We start from the raw sequence: 19690 nt of genomic DNA on the forward strand, positions 1-19690 counted from the left end.
AAATTCACATGGTTACAATTTTAGTTAGATCGGCTGTATGAGCCGACAGACCGGATATAGCTTTGAGGAGGGCTAACCTATTATTTTTAACAGCCGTATCTTCAACCATTACCATAACAGCGCCAAAGAAAGCGTCAATCGGAGAAGCTAGGCCGGCTACTATACTTAGCACAGCTTGATAATTCTTTTCTGCTGTAAACCGTTCAATAGCCGCACGCGCCTCCAGATAAGCCTTATATAAAGCATGTTCGGCATCTGTTGAGAATAAGTTAACATCGATCGTTTCCGAAACAGCGTTTTTCGCTAAGTTACCTACCCTAACAAGCGCCTGCACGGCTTTTTGCATAGCAATGGTACCGCCCTCCAAGGCCATTGCCTTGGCTCTTAGCCATGTATCGTAGATGTCGTCGACTCCGGCTGCCAGTACGGCATCAATCATATCATATCTTAAATTTTCGTCACTAAGGACATTTTTAATTCGCAGACGGAAAAATTCCTGAATATCAGTAGTCAATTTCATTCGTTGCCCGTTGTCGGCAATACCTAACAAGTCCATAGCATGAGAGGTTAAGCTGGTTAAAGAAATGCTGTACTTAGCATCAATTAATATATTAACAATGCCAAGAGCTTGTCGTCTGAGGGCATAAGGGTCCTGCGAACCGGTAGGTATCAGTCCCCGGCTGAAAGTAGCAACAATATTATCCATTTTATCAGCTATGCTAATAAGCCGTCCGGATGTGCTCTGCGGTAGTTTATCACCGGCAAAACGCGGCAGATAATGTTCAAATATAGCTTCGGCAACTGCCGGCTGTTCCCCGCTTAACAGAGCATATTCACGTCCCATAACTCCCTGCAATTCAGTAAACTCATAAACCATGCCGGTTACCAGGTCGGCCTTGGATAAATGAGCGCCACGATTGACAATATCAAGTTCATCCTGGCTGACATCCAGCATTTTGCCGACTGCAGTTGATAAGCGCTCTAGACGGAGGACTTTATCATAAATAGTACCGAGACTTTCTTGGAATACGACAGTTTTTAGCTTTTCCACCCGTTCAGCAAGCGGCATTTTTTGGTCTTCTTCAAAAAAGAACCGGGCATCTGCCAATCTTGCCTTTAGTACTCGCTCGTTACCATGACGGACAATGTCAATATGCTCAGAACCGCCGTTTCTTACAGTAATGAACATTGGCAGTAATTTTCCGTCCTTGCCGGTTACCGGGAAGTAGCGCTGATGCTCGCGCATCGGGGTAATAATGGCCTCAGGCGGCAGGCTAAGGTATTTATCTTCAAAATTGCCGCACAAAGCAGTAGGATATTCCACCAGATAAACTACTTCTTCCAGCAAATCTTCATCAATATTGGCTGTCCCCCCATGACTTACCGCCAAAGTTTCAATCTGCTCTCTGATTACCCGCCGGCGCACATCTTGATCTACCATGACAAAGTTCTCGGTTAACCGGGCAAAATAATCCTCGACTGAATTTACTTGAACCTCGGCTTGACCCAAGAAGCGGTGCCCTCTTGTAACATTACCGGCTGTTACGCCTGGTAGTGTGAATGGCACAACCTGGTTGCCGAATAACGCTACTATCCAACGGATTGGCCGGACAAAACGCATATCAAAGTCGCCCCAACGCATACTCTTGGGGAACGACAGGTTATTAACAATATCGGTAAATAGCCCAGGCAAAAGTTCAGCAACCGACCGGCCGACCTCATGGACTATTGCGTATACGTAGCCATCTTTAACCACCAGTGCCGAGACATCAACACCTTGCCCGCGGGCAAACCCTAAAGCAGCCTTAGTAGGCGCGCCATCTTCACCAAAAGCAATTTTTACCGATGGCCCCTTATTTTCGCTATGTTTGTCAGCTTGTTTTTCAGCAACCTGTTTTACAATAACAGCCAACCGGCGGGGGGTGCCTACCGCGCGAATTTCACCGTGCATAATTCTAAGTTCAGCAAGTTTGGCCTTGGTGGTATTTTCAAGTTGAGTCAATGCTCCTGGCATAAATTTTGCTGGAATTTCTTCAGTGCCTATTTCTAAAAACAAATCTTTGGTCATGGCTTACTTACCTCCCTTTAGCAAAGGATAGCCGAGTTTTTCGCGCTGTTCCAAATAACCTTGGGCACATAGCCTTGCCAGATTCCTTACCCTGCCGATAAATCCGGTACGCTCACTGACACTGATAGCACCCCGCGCATCGAGCAAGTTAAAACTATGGGAACATTTAAGAACATAATCATAGGCAGGAAGCACATAGCCTAATTCGATTACTCTGATTGCTTCCTTCTCATACATATCAAACAGCTTGAACAACAGCTCAGTATCGGCAATCTCAAAATTATAATAAGAATGCTCAACCTCGTTACGATGGAAGATATCACCGTAAGTAATGCCATTTACCCATTCAATATCAAATACATTTTCCTTGCCCTGGATATACATGGCTAATCGTTCCAGACCATAAGTAATTTCTACAGACACAGGCTTAACATCAATGCTGCCTACCTGCTGGAAATATGTAAACTGGGTGATTTCCATGCCGTCCAGCCATACTTCCCAACCCAATCCCCATGCTCCTAAGGTTGGCGATTCCCAATTATCCTCAACAAAGCGGATATCGTGCTTAGCCGGGTCGATGCCCAATTTAGCCAGGCTTGCTAAATATAGTTCCTGAATATTTGCTGGTGACGGCTTCATAATTACTTGGTACTGATGATGCTGGAACAAACGGTTGGGATTATCGCCATAGCGCCCGTCAGCCGGGCGGCGCGACGGCTCAACATAAGCAACGTTCCACGGTTCAGGCCCCAGCGCCCGCAGAAAAGTTGCCGGGTTCATAGTTCCTGCGCCCTTTTCCACATCATAAGGTTGTTGAATTATGCAGTTTTGTTCTGCCCAAAAGTTTTGCAGTGTCAGGATAATCTCCTGGAATGTCATTTTTTAACCCCCTACTAACAAAATAAAAACATCCTGTCCAGTAACTTAAATCTAAGTTACAGGGACGAGATGTTTATTCCCGCGGTTCCACCCTGCTTGGCCGTTTGAAAAACGACCCGCCTTAATGATATGGCAGGTTTTACTCTCCCAAAGGATTTCCTCCTGCAGCTTGGGAAGGCCTTTCACCTTCTTTACCAGGCTTACACTCTCCCTGGCTCGCTGTGCATAAAAGGTTACTTATTCCCGCATTGCCGTAATTGTATTGGACTTATTATCTGGCCTAGCTTGCGTCATTATTCGTATTAATACGCATGTATAAGTCCCTAATGCAAATTAGTGTAGCATATACATGTAGGAAAATCAAGGGAGAAACGCTCTTTGCAAATATTAATACACATCCTTAGAAAAATTATTTGTCTGGTTTTCGGTATCTCCATTCTTGGCATCAACTGGATCAGTATCCTGCCGGACTACCTCAATGGTACAGCGCTTAAACACAGCTACCAGCACTCCTAGCGCGGCAAGCTGCGGTAATACCACGGCGCCAATAGCGCCGATGGCTACGGGTATTTCAGCAAGTATCCGGCCATCGTGTTTGATGCGGATTTTATTGACATTTCCTTCGCGGATAAGTTCTTTGACCTTGTCAATCACTTCAGTGGAGCGTATTGAAAACTCTTCCGACCAATTGGTTTTTGTCTTAGCTTCCAGCTCAATCAAGGTGTCAATAACATTGCCCTGATTTCGTTCCAAAGCCTCTTTGGCTTCTCGATAGGAAACACCGGTACGCTCACGAATCATATCAATTTTTTCCAAGCTAATATCCATTGTTATAACCCCCAATGATCTTAGGAAACTTATATTTTGCAGTTATTTTCCCCGATAACAAGACAGTTATTCTAAGCCAGAGCGTTAATTCGGTTAATAAATTCCAAAGATTTCAAAGGTCTTTCCAATTGGTGCCTCACAAAGCCGTAGAGCAAGTTTTCCGCTCGAGACAGCGTTCTGATATTAATACCAAAATGGCCAGGTTGGCTCAAATCCATAGCAAACAGCTTATCTAAAAACTCTTTATCTTCCTGTTCAAAACTTGGTGCGTTAGGTGAACTGCATTCACTACATACACCACCGCCATCAGCAAAGTTAAAATAAGCGGGCAAGTTTAGTTTGCGCCCACAGTGCGCACACCACTCATACTCAGGCTGAAAACCAGCCAGCACCATCAAATTCCAAGCTCCTGCCAGCGCGGCAATACGCGGGTTACGGGTTGCAATTAAATTTAGCACGCATAAAAGTGTATCAAATACCTCAGGTTCAGACTGGCGCTCAGGCCACAGACCTGTTGTCAGTTCAGCAATAAAGTTAGCATAGGCCAATCTGGACAAATCTTCCCGGATATCCCGGAATGAAGTGTGTACTTCACATTGTTTTATTACGTCCATACCTTTGCCGCCAGACATCGACAAATTTAGATGGATAAACGGCTGCAAGGCGCCGCCTAGCTTGCTTTTTGGCTTACGGGTGCCGTAAGCCATAGCGGTAATAATTCCATATTCTCGTGAAAATAAAGTGACCACCCTGTCGGCGACACCCCAATCACGTGCCGTCAACAGAATGGCTTCAGTTTGATACTCTACTGCCATCTAACCTCTCGCAATCGGTTGTTAATCATATACGGTGGTACAGTTATTGGTTCTGTGGTTTCATCCGTTAATTCAGATTGGTCGGTGTAACAATCCAGACATGCACGGTAAGTAAGGTAAGCATCGATATTACCGGTACTTAAAAAAATCTCCCACATTGTTTCCCGTAATAACACTCGACATCATCCCTCTCACATTATTGTCAAACAGGACTAGCCACAAACTTTATTAAATTATTGATTGACTAAATTCTCTTCCGCCGGTTCCGGCGGAATAAGCGGTACTGCCTTAACCCTTACAATTCTGAATCCGTTAACGCGAAGCACTTCAAATGAATAGTCACCAATGCTCACTTTATCACCTGTTTCGGGGCGTCGCCCTAACATACCAAAAACATAGCCGCCAAGCGTGTCTTCTTCATGATCTTCCAGACGGATATTTAACAATTCGGTAACATCATCAAGCAACACCCGGCCATCAAACTCATAGCTGCCATCAGGCAGCCGCTGAATTTCAATCTCATCGACAACATCATGTTCATCCTGAATATCGCCGACAATTTCTTCAAGTACGTCTTCAAGCGCCACTAAACCGGCTGTGCCGCCGTATTCATCGGCAACAACGGCCAAATGAGTACGTTTACGGCGCATTACCTGTAATAGATGAGCCACTGACATGCCTTCAGGCACTACTAGTATCTCCCTAACAATCGATGTTAAATCTTTTTCATCTGTCGGACACATATCAAAATCCATCAAATCACGGATGTGAACCATGCCGATGATATGGTCCTTATCTTCTAAACAAAGCGGATACCTAGTATGACCAGTCTCCCGCACAACCCGCATATTTTCTTCAAACGGGTCATCAGCAAACAAACACACCATATCCTGTCGCGGTACCATAATTTCCCTGGCTAAGCGGTCCGCAAAGTCAAATACATTATCAATAAGCTCACTTTCCATCTGGTTAAGCACTCCGCCGCGGTGGCTGGCACTTACAATCATCCGCAATTCTTCCTCAGAATGGGTTAGGTCGGCCTCGTTGGCAGCTTTAATACCCATCATGCCCAAAATTGCCCGGGCAGTACGATTGAACAGTAAAATGACAGGATACCCAAGTTTATGAAAGATATACAGTGGCCATACACAAACCAAGGCCATAGTCTCAGCCTGTTGAATAGCCATAGATTTTGGCACCAGTTCCCCCAGAACAATATGCAAAAAGGTAATAACAATGAAGCCTAGTGCAATACTTATCGTAGTAAGTACCCACGGAGACGCCGGAACATAGCTAAACAGAACGGGCTCTAATAAGGATGAAATGGCTGGTTCCCCTAACCAGCCAAGAGCCAGGGATGCCAGCGTAATCCCTAATTGGGTCGCTCCCAGGTAAGTATCAAACGAGGTTACCACTTTTAAGGCCAGCTTTGCCCGGCTATTCCCCTGCTGAGCAAGCTCTTCTAATCTAGTTTTGCGAATTTTGACCAGCGAAAACTCGGCCACCACAAAAAAACCATTTAACAAGACCAGTAAAATAGCGGCCGACAGTTTCGCAATACTATAGAAAGCCGAATCGATAAAGCATCTCTCCCTAGCTATTGGAATCATTACCGCGGGGCATGATTGCACCGGCGGTAATAACATATTGCAATGCACTTTCACTTGTTACATCTAAAGGTATTATGTCCCGTCTGGGCAGGATAATATTAAACCCCGAAGTCAGGTTTAAGCTCATGGGAACAAATACACACACATGCTCTTCGGAAAATTTTTCGGCAAGTGGAGCAGACAAATCCGGCATAACAAATCCCAGGGCTTTGACACCGGGATGCGGATAAGGCACCAATACGGCGTTTTTTAATAGTTTTTGTGATTCAAACACTGCAGTAGATACTTGTTTGACACTATTGTAAATGAATTTTACTACAGGGATTGAACCTAATAAGCGTTCAGCATAACTTAGTATTGTTCTAAGCAGCCAGTATGATGACAACCACCCTACAACTACAATTAAAAATAAAACAACAGCAAGCGCCAAGCCGGGAAAATGAATAGGCAGATAATGCCCTAGCAGGCGCTCTGTAAAAGAAAAGATATTAATTACAACAAATGCGGTAATTGCAATCGGTACAATTACAATTAAGCCGTTAATAAAATATTTAGACACCCACTTCATTAATTCACCTCTCTTTACAAATGATACCATTAAGCGCCGTATTGGTCAATAAATGAATCGGCTACCGCAAGGCGGTAGCCGTAAAAAGTTTCCGTAAAAGTTTACTCGAAACCAAAATTTTTTAATATATTAGCCCGGTTACGCCAGTCTTTTTTTACCTTGACCCAAAGGTCAAGATATACTCTGGAGCCTAGAAGGTTTTCTATATCCGCGCGCGCCATTCTGCCAATCTCTTTGAGTAACCGGCCGCCAGCGCCGATTACTATGCCTTTTTGCGAGTCTCGTTCGACATAAATGACAGCCCTAACGTACAGGTCATCATTAGGACGGGTGGCAATCTCTTCAATGTCAACAAGTATTGCATGCGGAATTTCTTCTTTCGTTAAATGCAAAACTTTTTCTCGAATAAGCTCCGCAATTACCAGACGTTCGGGCTGATCAGTAATCATGTCTTCCGGATAATACTGCGGTCCAGGCTCAAGATGGTTTTTTATCTCATCCACCAATCGTCCAAAATTTGTGTGATCAAGCGCGGAAATGGGTACTACGGCAACGAATTGAAACTCTGAAGTATATTTTTCAATTATGGGGAGCAGTTCCGGTTTGGAAATCCTGTCAATTTTATTAACCGTCAGAATTACCGGCGTCCGAATATTAGTCAATTTATCTAAAATATAACGGTCACCAGGTCCCATTTCGGCGGTAACATCAACTACAAATAAAATTACGTCTACTTCCCGCAGCGTATTTTCAGCTTCCCGCACCATGTATTCGCCTAATCTATGTTTAGGTTTGTGAATACCAGGCGTATCAATAAACAAGATTTGCGCGTCTTCCTGAGTAAGAACGCCCATAATCTTATTCCTGGTAGTTTGAGGTTTATCCGACATTATTGCCACTTTTTGACCAATCAAATTATTCATCAGCGTAGATTTACCAACATTAGGGCGGCCAATTACAGCTACAAACCCTGACTTGTGGTTATCTTTGTCCATATTTATCACCGTCTTTTATAAAATCTCCCTTGGCAAAGCTAAAAGGCAGCAGTTCTGCTGCCGTAAATATCTGTTGCCCGCCCTTGAGGTTTAACAGAATAATTTTGCCAATATTAAACTCGGCCATAACCTGCCGGCAAGCACCGCAGGGAGAGACTGGCCCAGGCGTATCGGCCACTACAGCTATAGCCGCCAATTCTCGTTCCCCTTCTGACACTGCTTTAAAAACAGCAGTACGCTCGGCGCAGTTGGACAAGCCGTAAGAAGCATTTTCAATATTGCAGCCAGTATAAATGCGACCGCTTTTACCCTGCACTGCCGCCCCTACTTTAAAACCTGAATACGGCGCATATGCCTGTTCTCTGGCTTTAATCGCCGCTTTAGCCAGTTCCTCCATAGCATTCCCTACCTATTTCAACAGTTTATCCACAAATAAAACATACCCAACACCCAGGGCAGCCAACGCCTGAACCAACACCGCACCAGCTGCGGCATCTTTGGCCGCCTTTGCCAGCGGGTGAAACTCAGGCGAAATTTTATCAACAATAGCTTCAAATGCGGTGTTAAACATTTCAGCAGTAATTACCCCTGCTATAATTAGCAACAATACGGCCAACTCCAGATGGCTAAGCTCAAACCTCCAAGCCAAACCTAACGCGACAAAAGTAGCCACCAAATGAATTTTCATATGGCGCTCTTTACGGACACAATAAAAGATACCGGCAAAAGCAAACCGAAAAGCTCTCAATAGTTTCATACTGAAAATTATTCGCGGGTAATACCCAGGAGCGATAAAATATATTCTTCTTCCTGCCGCATCTCTACCCGTTCTGTTTCATTTTCATGGTCATACCCGAGGAGGTGTAACATGCCATGCACTGTTAAATAAGCAAGCTCCCGTTCCAGACTGTGACCAAATTCCTCAGCCTGGCGGGCGGCAGTCTCAAGCGACATGACTATGTCGCCAAGTAAAATTTCAATATCTTCCGGAGCATCGGCGATATCTGGCTCGTGATCGTCAGCACAATATTCATTCATGGCAAATGATAATACGTCAGTAGGTGTATCTTTTCCCCGATACTGACGATTAAGCTGGTGAATATATTCATCATCGGCCAGTACCACACTGACCTCTGCCCGCTGTTGTATCCCGTAAACTTCCGCTGCCTTATTTAGCACTTGCGTCAACATTTGCTCCATTGCCGGAGTTAGTATCATCTTTTCCTGTAAGTTGTTTATTGTTATTTCCACTTTTTACTTTTCTCCTCTCAAGCTCTTTTAAAGCCTCAGGGTATTCAATACGGGTGTGAAACATACTTGACAGCAACCTTATATACACATCACCAATCACTTTAAGGTCTTTTAAAGTAAGGTTGCAGTCATCAAGCTGCCCGTCATGTAGCCTTTCACGGATAATTTTTCGAACAGTGGCTTCAATGCGGTTAACATTGGGCTTCCCTATTGACCGCACTGCGGCTTCGCAAGCGTCAGCCAGCATAACTAACGCTGCCTCTTTAGACTGTGGCGTTGGACCTTCATAGCGAAAGTCGGCTTCAATAATACATTCACCATGTTCAGTTTCCGTAGCCCGTTTATAAAAGTATGAGACTAGCGTAGTACCATGATGTTGCTGAATGATATCTGTTATTATCTGCGGTAATTTATAATCCCGGCATAAGTCAAGACCGTCTTTGATATGGGAAGTTACAATCAGAGTACTAAGAGAAGGAGCAATCTTATCATGAGGATTTTCAATACCGGCTTGATTTTCAATAAAGAAATACGGTCTTTTTATCTTACCAATATCATGGTAAAAAGCTCCTACCCGGACGATAACCGGGTCTGCGCCTACAGTAACCGCAGCCGTTTCAGCCAAGTTGCCAACAAGTACACTGTGATGGTATGTGCCGGGCGCATCAAGCAACAACCGCTGCAATAAAGGATGATTTGGTTTGGCTAAATCCAAAAGTTTGATAGGTGTGGTAATATTAAATGCGTGTTCCAGATAAGGTAACAGACCAGTGGTAATTACAGCTGATGCGATGCCACTGATAGCGCCAAGCAGTCCCTGCATCAGCAACTCAGTGCCTTCAAGCTGCTCAATTAGCCCGGTAGAGCCGATTACCAGGAAATTGATGGCCGCAATATAAACTCCCGCCCTAGTTAGGCTATAGCCGTGAGCCATTTTAGTTACACTGTATACTCCGGCCATACCACTAATTAGTGCAGCCGCCACTGCTCTCAGATCATGGTCGACAATTACGCCGAAAAACAAAGCCATGATTACACTTATGAGTAGCCCTACTCTGGTATCAATAAGAATAGCCGTTAATAAGGCTCCAGCCGCAATTGGTGCGGCAAAGTCTGAATAATAATGGGCTGCCTTACCAATAAGCATAGTAACCAAGACAATTAGACCCAACAGAGTCAAATGCATATCATTTTCGTACACTCGCGGGACAAATTTATATAAATATCCCAAAAAGATACCCATTACCAAAAATACAAAAACAGTCAAACCAAGAATTCGCGCCTCACTAACACTGCCGGCATAGAGACCTAACGCTTCCATTACATGAATTTGTTCACTTGATACAACATCGCCGCGCCGTACTAATACCTGCCCCTTCTTAACGGTTTCGCGAACAGATTCCATATTGGCAAGCGCTGCCTTTTTGCGCTTGTCAGTTTCGCGGACATTTAGTATAAAGTTAGGCCTTAGCAACGTCTGGGCGATGCCGGCCACAACTGCCTCAGAGTCTTTACCAAGACCCAATTCCTCTACTTCAAGCACTACCTGCTTTCGCGCAAGATCAAGCTCATCGTCTCTAATGCCCCGCTGCAAATATTTGCGCAGCATGGACTTAGTATAATCCTCAGTTTTAACCAGACCAGCCTCATCTAAGTTTGTTAACCCATTAACAACTGCACTAGACAAATTTACCGGTAAGTCACGCGTTAGTTTTTGCGTCCTTTGCTCAGCAGTTGTCAGTGTCTTATCGGTTGCCACAGCATGTGCAACACGGAAAATAGCCTGCACATCTTCCTCGGCTTTAGCCACAGCAGCAACATCCAGGTCATATACATTGGCGATACTGGCCATTACTTCCATTTCCAGCTTCTTGGTCTTCGCACTGTCAACATAAGAAACAGTCCGTGGTGCAATTACATCTCTGTCACTGACCTGACCAATTTGCAGCGATACTTTGTCCGGAATAAAATCAGCTGACAGACACAACATATACAACGTAAAAAAAACCGCAAGCAATACTATACGGCGCACCAATGGGCGGGCATATATACTGCTCGGCTGAACAAACAGTTCACGTAATCTATTATTAACCGACATCATCTGTTTTCAACTCCATTACAGGTAGTTTTTATGCTTGGCCGTACTGCTCAAAAGCCTTGATGATTCGGCTGACTATCTCATGTCTTACTACATCGCTTTCATTTAAAGTAAGTAACGCAATCCCAGGAACATTCGCCAGCACAGCTTGGGCATGTTTAAGCCCTGACTTAATTCCTGGCGGCAAATCTATCTGTGTTATGTCACCATTTATAACCATTTTTGAACCAAAACCCATTCTGGTCAAAAACATTTTCATTTGCTCAACCGTGGTATTCTGTGCTTCGTCTAATATAATAAAAGAATCTTCAAGGGTTCGTCCCCGCATATAGGCTAGAGGCGCTACCTCAATAATGTTTTTACTCATATATTTCTGCACAGTCTCTGTACCCATAATGTCATACATAGCATCATATAGAGGTCTTAAATACGGGTCGACCTTTTCCTGCAGGTCGCCAGGCAGAAAACCAAGCTTTTCTCCGGCCTCTACCGCCGGCCGAGTCAAAATTATTCTTTCAACCTGCTTACTTTTTAAGGAAAATGCTGCCATAGCAACAGCAAGATAAGTTTTCCCAGTTCCTGCCGGACCTATTCCAAAGGTAATATAATTACGACGAATGGCATCCAAATATTGGCTTTGCCCCAAAGTTTTCGGCTTGATATGACGGCCTTTTGCAGTAACCAGAACGGTATCTGCAAACATTTGGTGGAGAAAATCGGCTTGACCTTCAAGAATCATGCGAATACTATACCGTACATCATGGCTGGTTACCGGATTGCCCTCACGGTACAAATAAATCAGTTCGTTGAACAGCTTAGCTAGTTTATCAATTTCTCCGGTTTCCCCATCCAAAATTACCTCAGTGCCCCTTGCCGTTATCCGGCTGGTAAATTGCTCACTAATTAATCTTAAATACTCGTCGTTCCTTCCTAAAATTGCTATTGCCTCATTAGTATCAGTAAAGGTAATCCGCTTCTCCAAATTAAACGATGCCCCCTAATTCAATTATTGAGAAATGTTTATAGTTTCCCCAATATCTTCAATTGTTTCAACATTTATTTTGACTCTGACAAGATTCTGCTCCGGAGTTTTTAACAGTTCATAATTGCGTGACAATATTTGGGCTGTCTCCGGTATAGTATTTTGCACCATCTGCATCGCCTTACTTTGGGCCTCATCGCGCGCTTCCTCGAAAGATTTGTCCAACTGACTTAAATTTGTTTCATGATATATTGTAATAGATGATTCGACAATAAAACCGCTATTCCTCCATAAAGGCAGTTGTTTATGTATAATCTCTGTTTGGAACTCTTGAAATAACTGGGTTGGCATTGGTTTGAGCGTTATCTCGCGATTGCCAATTTTTAGAACTACTGACATTTGCCGGTTACCCGTACGGGTAGCAATGGTCCGGGTGAGCTCTGCTTCGGCATAACCTTCATACCATACCCGTGCCTTAATTATACCTTTGGCTCTGATAAATTCCCGGGGCGCATCGATGACCGGCGGTTGCCCTTCGTTAACAGTGGGTACCGGCTCAGGTCTAACCCCTTTAATGAGCAAATCGCCCTTTTTAACAGTATCATCATTTTTAACCGCCGGTTGTCCGGCTAAGGCAATTATTTCAGTAATAACACCGTCTTTTCTGGCGATGATGTGCGCCGGTGCCTTGTCTTCCTGTTTAGGCACTGTTTTTTCAACTACTTCAATAACAGCGCGGGTGCCTGTAAAATTTATGCCTACCCACGCTGCTTGCGGAACATTTAATAATATTTCCCGTTCAATAGATTTGATATTAACGTTGTCTTTTACTGCTCCCGGCTTAAGGCCATACTGGCTGGCTATAGCTTTTATCTCTTCCTCAGATATATTTTTTAATCCGGTAATATCCACAAACCAAACATACGAAGACAGGATATTTAGTAAAATTATAAATAAAACACCTCCGGCTACCAGCATTTTCCGGCGTTTAATACGTTTTACAGCAAAAGGCAAACCAAAGTGGGCTATAGCTTTTACTTTAGTACGGCTACGTACAACTAGCGGACGTATTCTAAAATAGTCGTCAAGACCAATCCAGGCAATTAAATATTCATCCTTTTTAGTTATGCCCCACAATAAAATTTGCTCAGCAATACAAAGATTAATAAACCGTTCAGGCATCAATCCGCTTATCCGGATTTTTACAGCGCCGCGCAGATATTTGGTATTAAACGTCATACTTGACCTCCTGCACCACGCCTTCGACTAGAATTTGCTCTGCTTGCAGGTTCCCTAGCGTCAGGTCGCTACCCTGAATAAATAATTCGCCTTGATTAAGCTTAATTCGGACAAGTGAAGGGGTATATTCAATAATCCCTTTATGGTTTTCAATAAGCAGTTGTTTGTTACCAAGCATGGTTATTCTCGGCAAATCAAGCACAATATCCTGCGGTATTTCAAGCAATCCGGCCAATGACTGCAAATTTCTTTTACGGCGCAGCATGACAAATCCCCCCTCATATACAAATGTATGCCTGAGAACAGGCCAAATAGTACATGAGAAGGGGATTAATTACATGCGGGATAAATATTCGTCAAATTTATGAACTTTTACCGGAGCGGCAAAACGCATATAGTTAGTGGCCACAATCATTTCGCCACAATCAAGATTTTTTATTTCATTCCGCTGCTGCAAAATGTCTTTGCGGCACATGGCTTCAAGTTTGGCACGGTCTGATTTCGAAGCAAGACCCAGTATAAATAAAGTATTTAGCTGAGACAAGACTTTATCAGCCAGTAGCCGGGGCTGCTGGTCGACAACACATAGGCCAATGTTAAATTTCCGTGCTTCGCTAACCAGACGGGCAAAGACGTTTTGCGTACTTTGTTCTTTTTTACCTAGAAACCTATGAGCTTCCTCCAGCACAATTAACACAGGCTTGATTTCACCACGTTCGGATTCAGATTTATTGGCATAATGCAACAACAATTTTTTCGACAGCAAAGTCGATAACGCCTGTTCACCAACCGGTGAGATATTCTTGAGTTCTACTAAGACTACTTTGCCTTGTTCCAATTCCCTGAGCATTTGGCCGATAGCAGTAATACCGGCAGAGTTAACTGCTTCTTCTCCAATATTAAGTTCTTGCTTTAAGTTCCAACAAATGCTTTTTATTTTGCTGATTGTACGTGACTGAAATTTCTGTCCGGTACAACCGGCTATTTCATCGATGATATCTTCGGCATCATATTTTAATACATAATCCATCCATCGGTCCTGCCAAACCGAAGATAATTTGTAAATAGCATCCAGTTGCGGCTCAGTAAAAGTAGCACAGGCTGTAATGTCTTCAGGCTCAAATTCATTGTAGTTTACTGCAAGCTTGCTTGCAGTATTCTCGGGATTGGTATTATAAACAACCAAGCGATCATTTACTTTCGGGTGCATTGATAAATCACGATAATATTCGTTGTGTACGTCAAATATCAGCAGCCCATAGTTACCACTGTCAATGATCGAACTGGAAAGTACTTTTACAAGATTGCTTTTGCCTGAACCGGTAGTTCCAAAAATTCCGATGTGTTCAGTAATCGCTTTAGAACCAAATATGCCGACAGGTAATTTTAACACTTCACGGCCGCTCTTTAGATAGCCGATTTCGAGGTCGCCTTTCATTTCATTCAGTAAAGCGGTATCATCAGTTCCCAGCCCGCGAACTTCACAAAAAAAGTCAGGACAAGTTTTGGGATTAAATAACCGGCCATGATCATCAGCATAACAAAGCTGTTCAGCAATTCCTATTTTAACAGTATGGTTACCGCCTAAATAAAAATCAAGTTCTTCTTGGTTAGCTACCTGTCCGTTTTCATCAAGTTTGCTCATCAAATAGCTAACACCATTCATACCTGACCAACGGGATTTAATTTTAAAGTCATAAGCGCGAATATAAAACCGGTCACCATTTTTTCCTTCAACAACTAAAATATCACCAAAGTCAACATCCTGGTTAGGAGCAACGACAAATTCCATATAGGTGCCTTTTGCATAAGTAAGGCGGCCTTTATATTGTGACATATGTTTTGCCCCCTTAATTCTTAATTTAGGAATATTTATTGGTGATTTTAGTGTGCACGAAAACAAAAAAATAAAACAGGGGTTATTTTCCCTGTTTAAGCTTTACATTTGTGATATATCCTGCAACCTATTTTGAACGTCGCCAAATAGGCCTGTATGCACGCGGCGGTTGGATAATTTCTGCAAAAATCAGCCCGTTCTGCACCATCTGCGGCGAAAGTTTTCCCTGCCAAGGGGAAACAGAATCTGTAATTTTCGGCACATTACCAGTTGAAGGCATAACAACAGGCGCTTTCGGTATTACCGGCCAAATATTTTTTGGCTCAGGTGCCTGCTCAAACACTGTTTCTTGAGGAATAGCCTTTATTTTCACATCTGTTGACGAAATGTCTGATGGCGGCAGCGGCTTGTCTGGAATTTCCGGGTATTTATATTCTTCGGGCTGCTTTCGGCGTTTTAACAGCTCAGGCACAAGATACAGCACCAGCATTAACAACAACGGAATTAATCCTTCCATAGTTTCACCAGCCTATTTTGGACGTTCATCTGTTTTAGGACCAGCATCTACCGGACCTGATTTAGCAATTGTTTCCCGCATCTGAGTATCTGCGAGAACATTATTCATATTATAATAATCCATAACGCCCATACGCCCCTCTTTTAATGCTACCGCAAGAGCTTTGGGTACTTCAGCCTGAGATTCGACGACTTTAGCTTGCATTTCTTGGGTAAAAGCGCGCATTTCCTGTTCTTTTGCCACAGCCATAGCCCGCCGCTCCTCCGCCTTGGCTTGGGCAATACGTTTTTCGGCTTCAGCCTGGTCGGTCATTAGTTCAGCACCAATATTGCGGCCAACATCAACGTCGGCAATATCAATTGACAGGATTTCAAACGCAGTGCCTGAATCCAGACCTTTGGTAAGCACCGTACGCGAAATGTGGTCAGGGTTTGCCAATACTTCTTTATGGTCATCAGTTGAACCTACAGTCGTAACAACACCTTCACCAACACGGGCCAGGATAGTTGCTTCGCCTGCACCGCCAACCAGACGGTCGATATTGGCTCTAACGGTAACTCGCGCTTTAACCTTGAGCTCAATACCGTTTTTGGCTACTGCTGAAACAAACGGTGTCTCGATAACTTTGGGGTTAACACTCATTTGCACCGCTTCGAGAACATTCCGTCCGGCCAGATCAATAGCTGCCGACCGTTCAAACGGTAGCGGAATTTCGGCGCGGTGAGCGGCAATTAATGCGTCAATCACGCGGTCAACATTGCCACCGGCCAGGTAATGGGCTTCAAGCTGGTTAACATTTACATTAAGGCCGGCCTTATTAGCTTTAATTAGCGGGAGTACAATCTGGCTCGGCGGTACGCGCCTTAAGCGCATGCCTACAAGGGTAAAAATGCCGACGTTTACACCGGCGGCCAGCGCTGAAATCCAAAGTCCGAGGGGTACAAAATGGAGAAAAACACCGATTACAACTAACACCAAAAAAATAAAAAACACACTACCAATTAAAGCTGACATATATTACCTCCTAAATTTTATTAGATATTCAGACTGGACGTACAACAATACGATTACCGCTTACATTCACCACCTTAACCAATTTATTGGGCTCGATAAATTGTCCCTCAGACACCACATCAAGTTGAACGCCGTCGATAATTATTGTTCCGGCAGGTCTAAGCCCAGTGAGAGTTGTTCCTATCTGGTCAACATATATACTGTAGTCTTGGCTGCTGCTGAAACCGGCGCTCTTAGTCTCAGCATCTTTTAATATCAGGCGTGCCCAAAGTTTACTTGACGGCAAGTACCTGACCAGTGCCAAAAACAAGATAATGGCAGCAACTAAGCTGACTGCCAACATGTTAAAAGCAGCGGCGTTGGCGCCAAGAGTCCAAAATAGGCTGAAAAATATGGCAATAACACCGCTAATTCCAAAAACACCTGCGCCCGGAGTATAAAGTTCAACAAGCACTAAAAGGATACCGCCCACAAACAGGATAATTTCCAGCCAGCCGGCGATGCCTGTCTGCCACTGGCTACCAAAGAACAGCAGTGCGGCTACCAGACCAATAAGAGCCGCCACACCCAATCCGGCAGTTTTAATTTCAGTTAATACCGCTAAAAAAATAATAGACATCAGAAATGACTTGACAGTAGGGTCAGACAGCCCGCCGGCCAGCTTCTCCTGCCATCCTGGCACATAATCAATGATTTCGGCTCCGGCTAGGTTAAATTGCGCCAATACTGCCTCTCTGTCCGGAGCAACGATATCGGCATAACCGACTTTAGTGGCCTGATAATCAGTTAACGCCAATATTTGACCTGGTTCAGCGTATCCGGGAAAACCAAGCGATTTATCCACCATGGCTTCAGCCACTTGCGGGTTACGGCCGGTCTGGTTTGCCGTCGACGCAAACTCGGCTTTCAAAGCGGCAACAGTTTTTTCGGTAGTAGGTATTGGTTCGGCTGCGCCAATACTTCCCCCTGGTGCTATGGCAATATGTCTGTGAGATATCGCTATGAGTGCACCGGCTGACCAGGCGCGGTTTTTAATATAACAGATGGTTGGCACCGGCGAATTGATTATCATATCACGAATACTTACAGCAGCGTCCACCAAACCGCCAAATGTGTCGATTTCAACGATCACTGCCTGCGCTTGTTTGCTGCCGGCATCAGCCATAGCCCGATGCACAAGCGCAGCCTGACCACTATTAATCTCACCTTTGATAGAAATGGCCAGTACCGGGCCGCTTTGAGCTTTTACCGGCTTGTCCGCAGTAATAAGTATGCATGTCAATAATACTAAAAAAAACGCCGCTTTATATAATTTTTTGTGCCGCATTCGCTCACCCCTAATTTATTCACATGCCTATTATTATTAGTGTATTCGCCAGCAATTGCCTTCATTCCTGGTTTTGTCATTACTATGCATGTGTCGAAAGTTTGAAAATTAACACTTTATGTTAAAGCCTTGACTTGTCGATTCGTGTATGTTATTGTCTTAATATAGTTGAAGTGAAGCTCAAATACTACAAGTCACATCACATTCATAGCTAAATGATAACACTTGTTGACATTTATTTACCGTAATAATCTTAGTGCTTTCTCACCAACAGCCGCAGCAATAGATGAAACACGACCACTATAGTAAACGTACTACGCTTTTCACTCATCATTGCAGCATTTTTTCGCTATAACAACTGAAAAACCATAGCTTCACTCTATATAATAAGACAAGCTGTTGCTTGTCTTATTATTTTTTATTACTTATAAACCAAAATCCGGCGTTATTAACGCCGGATTTAAATCTGTTGTCCTACTCAATTTAAAAATTCGCGCACAACACTATTTACCATTTTACCGTCAGCACGGCCTTTAACCTTTGGCATCAATACAGCCATAACCTTGCCCATATCTTTGGCGCTAGCAGCCTGAGTTGCTTTAACAGCTTCAGCCACCAACTCGCGCACTTCTTGTTCACTTAATTGCTGAGGAAGGTATTGCATCAGAATGTCGATTTCTTGTTCAAGAGTTGCTACTAAATCAGGACGGTTGCCCTTATTAAACTCTTCAATCGAATCCCGGCGCATTTTGACTTCTTTAGCCAGTACATCAAGAACCTCCTCTTCGGACAGTTCCTTCTTCCTGTCAATCTCTACGTTTTTGATACTGGCACGCACCATTCTGATGACCGAAAGCCGTAATTTACCAGCTTCTTTGTCTTTCATGGCCTGCTTCATATCTTCAGTTAACCGGTCTTTGATAGACATTAAAAAATTGATACCTCCGAAACTAGTTAAACTTACGTTTACGCGCTGCTTCGGATTTCTTCTTGCGCTTTACGCTGGGTTTCTCATAATGCTCGCGTTTTCTAACTTCCGCAAGAACCCCGGCTTTTTGGCAGGTACGCTTGAACCGGCGGAGTGCGCTGTCAAGCGTTTCATTTTTGCCTACTTTTACTTCAGACATCTGATCTCCCTCCCTCCACTAGAACCATTACGAGGAAGTGTACTTGAATAACATACACCTAATTATTATACACTAAAACGCTGAATATTGTCAATATTAACCTGGAGGCCAAGTCATAAAACGGCCACCTAATATGTGAAAATGCAAATGATAGACAGTCTGTCCGCCATTATCTTTAGTGTTGATTACTACACGAAATCCGTCTTCCGCTAAGCCGGCAACTGCCGCTACCTTGGGGATTGCCGCCATTATATGACCAAGTAACGCGGTATCTTCCGGCTTTGCTTCAAGAATATTAGCAATATGTTTTTTAGGTATAACCAACAGATGAACAGGGGCAACTGGATTGATGTCCGGAAACGCAATAAGGTGTTCATCCTCATAAATAGCATTTACCGGTATGTCTTTTGCTGCAATCTTACAGAATATACAGTCTTGCTGCATAGGCGCACCCCTCCGCAGTAGATAGTAATATACACTTGTACTTTAAAATATTCTGCCTAATTATGCAAATTCCTGCCTAAATTATGCTAAA

21 protein-coding genes are annotated in these 19690 nt (G+C 43.7%); all 21 read right to left on the reverse strand.

Annotation, left to right across the window (positions count from 1 at the left end):
• Window positions 1-4: 4 nt before the first annotated feature.
• The 21 genes from glyS to SCACP_RS10625 all read right to left on the reverse strand — a co-directional run bounded on the left by glyS (window position 5) and on the right by SCACP_RS10625 (window position 19599).
• Window positions 5-2068: a glycine--tRNA ligase subunit beta gene (gene glyS / locus SCACP_RS10525; RefSeq protein ID WP_425061275.1), complete on the reverse strand. Its 2064-nt coding sequence runs from the start codon at window positions 2066-2068 to the stop codon at window positions 5-7.
• Window positions 2069-2071: 3 nt separating this feature from the next.
• Window positions 2072-2947 (reverse strand): glycine--tRNA ligase subunit alpha, encoded by an 876-nt coding sequence (gene glyQ, locus SCACP_RS10530; RefSeq protein ID WP_425061276.1) that lies wholly within the window; start codon window positions 2945-2947, stop codon window positions 2072-2074.
• 387 nt (window positions 2948-3334) lie between these two features.
• A complete protein-coding gene (locus tag SCACP_RS10535) occupies window positions 3335-3775 on the reverse strand; it encodes a DUF4342 domain-containing protein (RefSeq protein WP_425061277.1) in 441 nt (146 codons plus the stop codon).
• 71 nt (window positions 3776-3846) lie between these two features.
• Complete coding sequence (gene recO, locus SCACP_RS10540; protein ID WP_425061278.1) at window positions 3847-4590, reverse strand: DNA repair protein RecO; 744 nt, start codon at window positions 4588-4590, stop codon at window positions 3847-3849.
• 233 nt (window positions 4591-4823) lie between these two features.
• Window positions 4824-6200 carry a hemolysin family protein gene (locus SCACP_RS10545; protein WP_425061279.1) on the reverse strand — a complete coding sequence of 459 codons (1377 nt, stop codon included), beginning with the start codon at window positions 6198-6200 and terminating at the stop codon, window positions 4824-4826.
• The gene (locus tag SCACP_RS10550) at window positions 6184-6768 is read right to left on the reverse strand and encodes a DUF502 domain-containing protein (RefSeq protein ID WP_425061280.1); all 585 of its coding nucleotides are present in this window, start codon (window positions 6766-6768) and stop codon (window positions 6184-6186) included. The genes SCACP_RS10545 and SCACP_RS10550 overlap by 17 nt, the downstream gene beginning before the upstream one ends.
• A gap of 101 nt (window positions 6769-6869) precedes the next feature.
• Entirely contained in the window at window positions 6870-7763 is an 894-nt protein-coding gene (gene era, locus SCACP_RS10555) for a GTPase Era (RefSeq protein ID WP_425061281.1), read from the reverse strand.
• The gene (locus tag SCACP_RS10560; protein WP_425061282.1) at window positions 7750-8160 is read right to left on the reverse strand and encodes a cytidine deaminase; all 411 of its coding nucleotides are present in this window, start codon (window positions 8158-8160) and stop codon (window positions 7750-7752) included. The genes era and SCACP_RS10560 overlap by 14 nt, the downstream gene beginning before the upstream one ends.
• A gap of 12 nt (window positions 8161-8172) precedes the next feature.
• A complete protein-coding gene (locus tag SCACP_RS10565; protein WP_425061283.1) occupies window positions 8173-8520 on the reverse strand; it encodes a diacylglycerol kinase family protein in 348 nt (115 codons plus the stop codon).
• Window positions 8521-8528: 8 nt separating this feature from the next.
• On the reverse strand, window positions 8529-8981 hold the full coding sequence (gene ybeY, locus SCACP_RS10570; protein WP_425061379.1) for an rRNA maturation RNase YbeY: 453 nt from the start codon (window positions 8979-8981) through the stop codon (window positions 8529-8531).
• On the reverse strand, window positions 8932-11115 hold the full coding sequence (locus SCACP_RS10575; protein WP_425061284.1) for an HD family phosphohydrolase: 2184 nt from the start codon (window positions 11113-11115) through the stop codon (window positions 8932-8934). Before SCACP_RS10575 ends, ybeY begins: the two co-directional genes overlap by 50 nt.
• Before the next feature lie 28 nt (window positions 11116-11143).
• Complete coding sequence (locus SCACP_RS10580) at window positions 11144-12094, reverse strand: PhoH family protein (protein WP_425061285.1); 951 nt, start codon at window positions 12092-12094, stop codon at window positions 11144-11146.
• 24 nt (window positions 12095-12118) lie between these two features.
• On the reverse strand, window positions 12119-13333 hold the full coding sequence (yqfD, locus tag SCACP_RS10585) for a sporulation protein YqfD (protein WP_425057564.1): 1215 nt from the start codon (window positions 13331-13333) through the stop codon (window positions 12119-12121).
• The gene (gene yqfC, locus SCACP_RS10590) at window positions 13323-13598 is read right to left on the reverse strand and encodes a sporulation protein YqfC (RefSeq protein WP_425057565.1); all 276 of its coding nucleotides are present in this window, start codon (window positions 13596-13598) and stop codon (window positions 13323-13325) included. Before yqfC ends, yqfD begins: the two co-directional genes overlap by 11 nt.
• A gap of 69 nt (window positions 13599-13667) precedes the next feature.
• Window positions 13668-15170 (reverse strand): ATP-binding protein, encoded by a 1503-nt coding sequence (locus SCACP_RS10595; RefSeq protein ID WP_425057566.1) that lies wholly within the window; start codon window positions 15168-15170, stop codon window positions 13668-13670.
• Window positions 15171-15297: 127 nt separating this feature from the next.
• Complete coding sequence (locus SCACP_RS10600) at window positions 15298-15687, reverse strand: hypothetical protein (RefSeq protein ID WP_425057567.1); 390 nt, start codon at window positions 15685-15687, stop codon at window positions 15298-15300.
• Between the two features lie 12 nt (window positions 15688-15699).
• A complete protein-coding gene (gene floA / locus SCACP_RS10605; RefSeq protein ID WP_425057568.1) occupies window positions 15700-16701 on the reverse strand; it encodes a flotillin-like protein FloA in 1002 nt (333 codons plus the stop codon).
• A 28-nt stretch (window positions 16702-16729) separates the two neighbouring features.
• A complete protein-coding gene (locus SCACP_RS10610) occupies window positions 16730-18028 on the reverse strand; it encodes an NfeD family protein (RefSeq protein WP_425057569.1) in 1299 nt (432 codons plus the stop codon).
• Between the two features lie 478 nt (window positions 18029-18506).
• Entirely contained in the window at window positions 18507-18956 is a 450-nt protein-coding gene (locus tag SCACP_RS10615) for a GatB/YqeY domain-containing protein (protein WP_425057570.1), read from the reverse strand.
• A gap of 22 nt (window positions 18957-18978) precedes the next feature.
• Entirely contained in the window at window positions 18979-19155 is a 177-nt protein-coding gene (gene rpsU, locus SCACP_RS10620; RefSeq protein WP_021167731.1) for a 30S ribosomal protein S21, read from the reverse strand.
• Window positions 19156-19251: 96 nt separating this feature from the next.
• The gene (locus SCACP_RS10625) at window positions 19252-19599 is read right to left on the reverse strand and encodes a histidine triad nucleotide-binding protein (RefSeq protein ID WP_425057571.1); all 348 of its coding nucleotides are present in this window, start codon (window positions 19597-19599) and stop codon (window positions 19252-19254) included.
• Window positions 19600-19690 lie beyond the last annotated feature (91 nt).

Source organism: Sporomusaceae bacterium ACPt, from assembly GCA_041428575.1.
GTDB lineage: Bacteria > Bacillota > Negativicutes > Sporomusales > Sporomusaceae > Sporomusa_D > Sporomusa_D carbonis.

Excerpts from the sequence above, each read along its gene's own strand:
- SCACP_RS10550 (WP_425061280.1), bottom strand. The coding sequence starts at position 6,768 with ATGAAGTGGGTGTCTAAATATTTTATTAACGGCTTAATTGTAATTGTA.
- glyS (WP_425061275.1), bottom strand. The coding sequence starts at position 2,068 with ATGACCAAAGATTTGTTTTTAGAAATAGGCACTGAAGAAATTCCAGCA.
- yqfC (WP_425057565.1), bottom strand. The coding sequence starts at position 13,598 with ATGCTGCGCCGTAAAAGAAATTTGCAGTCATTGGCCGGATTGCTTGAA.
- SCACP_RS10575 (WP_425061284.1), bottom strand. The coding sequence starts at position 11,115 with ATGATGTCGGTTAATAATAGATTACGTGAACTGTTTGTTCAGCCGAGC.
- yqfD (WP_425057564.1), bottom strand. The coding sequence starts at position 13,333 with ATGACGTTTAATACCAAATATCTGCGCGGCGCTGTAAAAATCCGGATA.
- SCACP_RS10610 (WP_425057569.1), bottom strand. The coding sequence starts at position 18,028 with ATGCGGCACAAAAAATTATATAAAGCGGCGTTTTTTTTAGTATTATTG.
- era (WP_425061281.1), bottom strand. The coding sequence starts at position 7,763 with ATGGACAAAGATAACCACAAGTCAGGGTTTGTAGCTGTAATTGGCCGC.
- glyQ (WP_425061276.1), bottom strand. The coding sequence starts at position 2,947 with ATGACATTCCAGGAGATTATCCTGACACTGCAAAACTTTTGGGCAGAA.
- ybeY (WP_425061379.1), bottom strand. The coding sequence starts at position 8,981 with ATGATACTAACTCCGGCAATGGAGCAAATGTTGACGCAAGTGCTAAAT.
- SCACP_RS10615 (WP_425057570.1), bottom strand. The coding sequence starts at position 18,956 with ATGTCTATCAAAGACCGGTTAACTGAAGATATGAAGCAGGCCATGAAA.
- SCACP_RS10560 (WP_425061282.1), bottom strand. The coding sequence starts at position 8,160 with ATGGAGGAACTGGCTAAAGCGGCGATTAAAGCCAGAGAACAGGCATAT.
- SCACP_RS10595 (WP_425057566.1), bottom strand. The coding sequence starts at position 15,170 with ATGTCACAATATAAAGGCCGCCTTACTTATGCAAAAGGCACCTATATG.
- SCACP_RS10535 (WP_425061277.1), bottom strand. The coding sequence starts at position 3,775 with ATGGATATTAGCTTGGAAAAAATTGATATGATTCGTGAGCGTACCGGT.
- SCACP_RS10600 (WP_425057567.1), bottom strand. The coding sequence starts at position 15,687 with ATGGAAGGATTAATTCCGTTGTTGTTAATGCTGGTGCTGTATCTTGTG.
- floA (WP_425057568.1), bottom strand. The coding sequence starts at position 16,701 with ATGTCAGCTTTAATTGGTAGTGTGTTTTTTATTTTTTTGGTGTTAGTT.
- SCACP_RS10625 (WP_425057571.1), bottom strand. The coding sequence starts at position 19,599 with ATGCAGCAAGACTGTATATTCTGTAAGATTGCAGCAAAAGACATACCG.
- SCACP_RS10565 (WP_425061283.1), bottom strand. The coding sequence starts at position 8,520 with ATGAAACTATTGAGAGCTTTTCGGTTTGCTTTTGCCGGTATCTTTTAT.
- recO (WP_425061278.1), bottom strand. The coding sequence starts at position 4,590 with ATGGCAGTAGAGTATCAAACTGAAGCCATTCTGTTGACGGCACGTGAT.
- SCACP_RS10545 (WP_425061279.1), bottom strand. The coding sequence starts at position 6,200 with ATGATTCCAATAGCTAGGGAGAGATGCTTTATCGATTCGGCTTTCTAT.
- rpsU (WP_021167731.1), bottom strand. The coding sequence starts at position 19,155 with ATGTCTGAAGTAAAAGTAGGCAAAAATGAAACGCTTGACAGCGCACTC.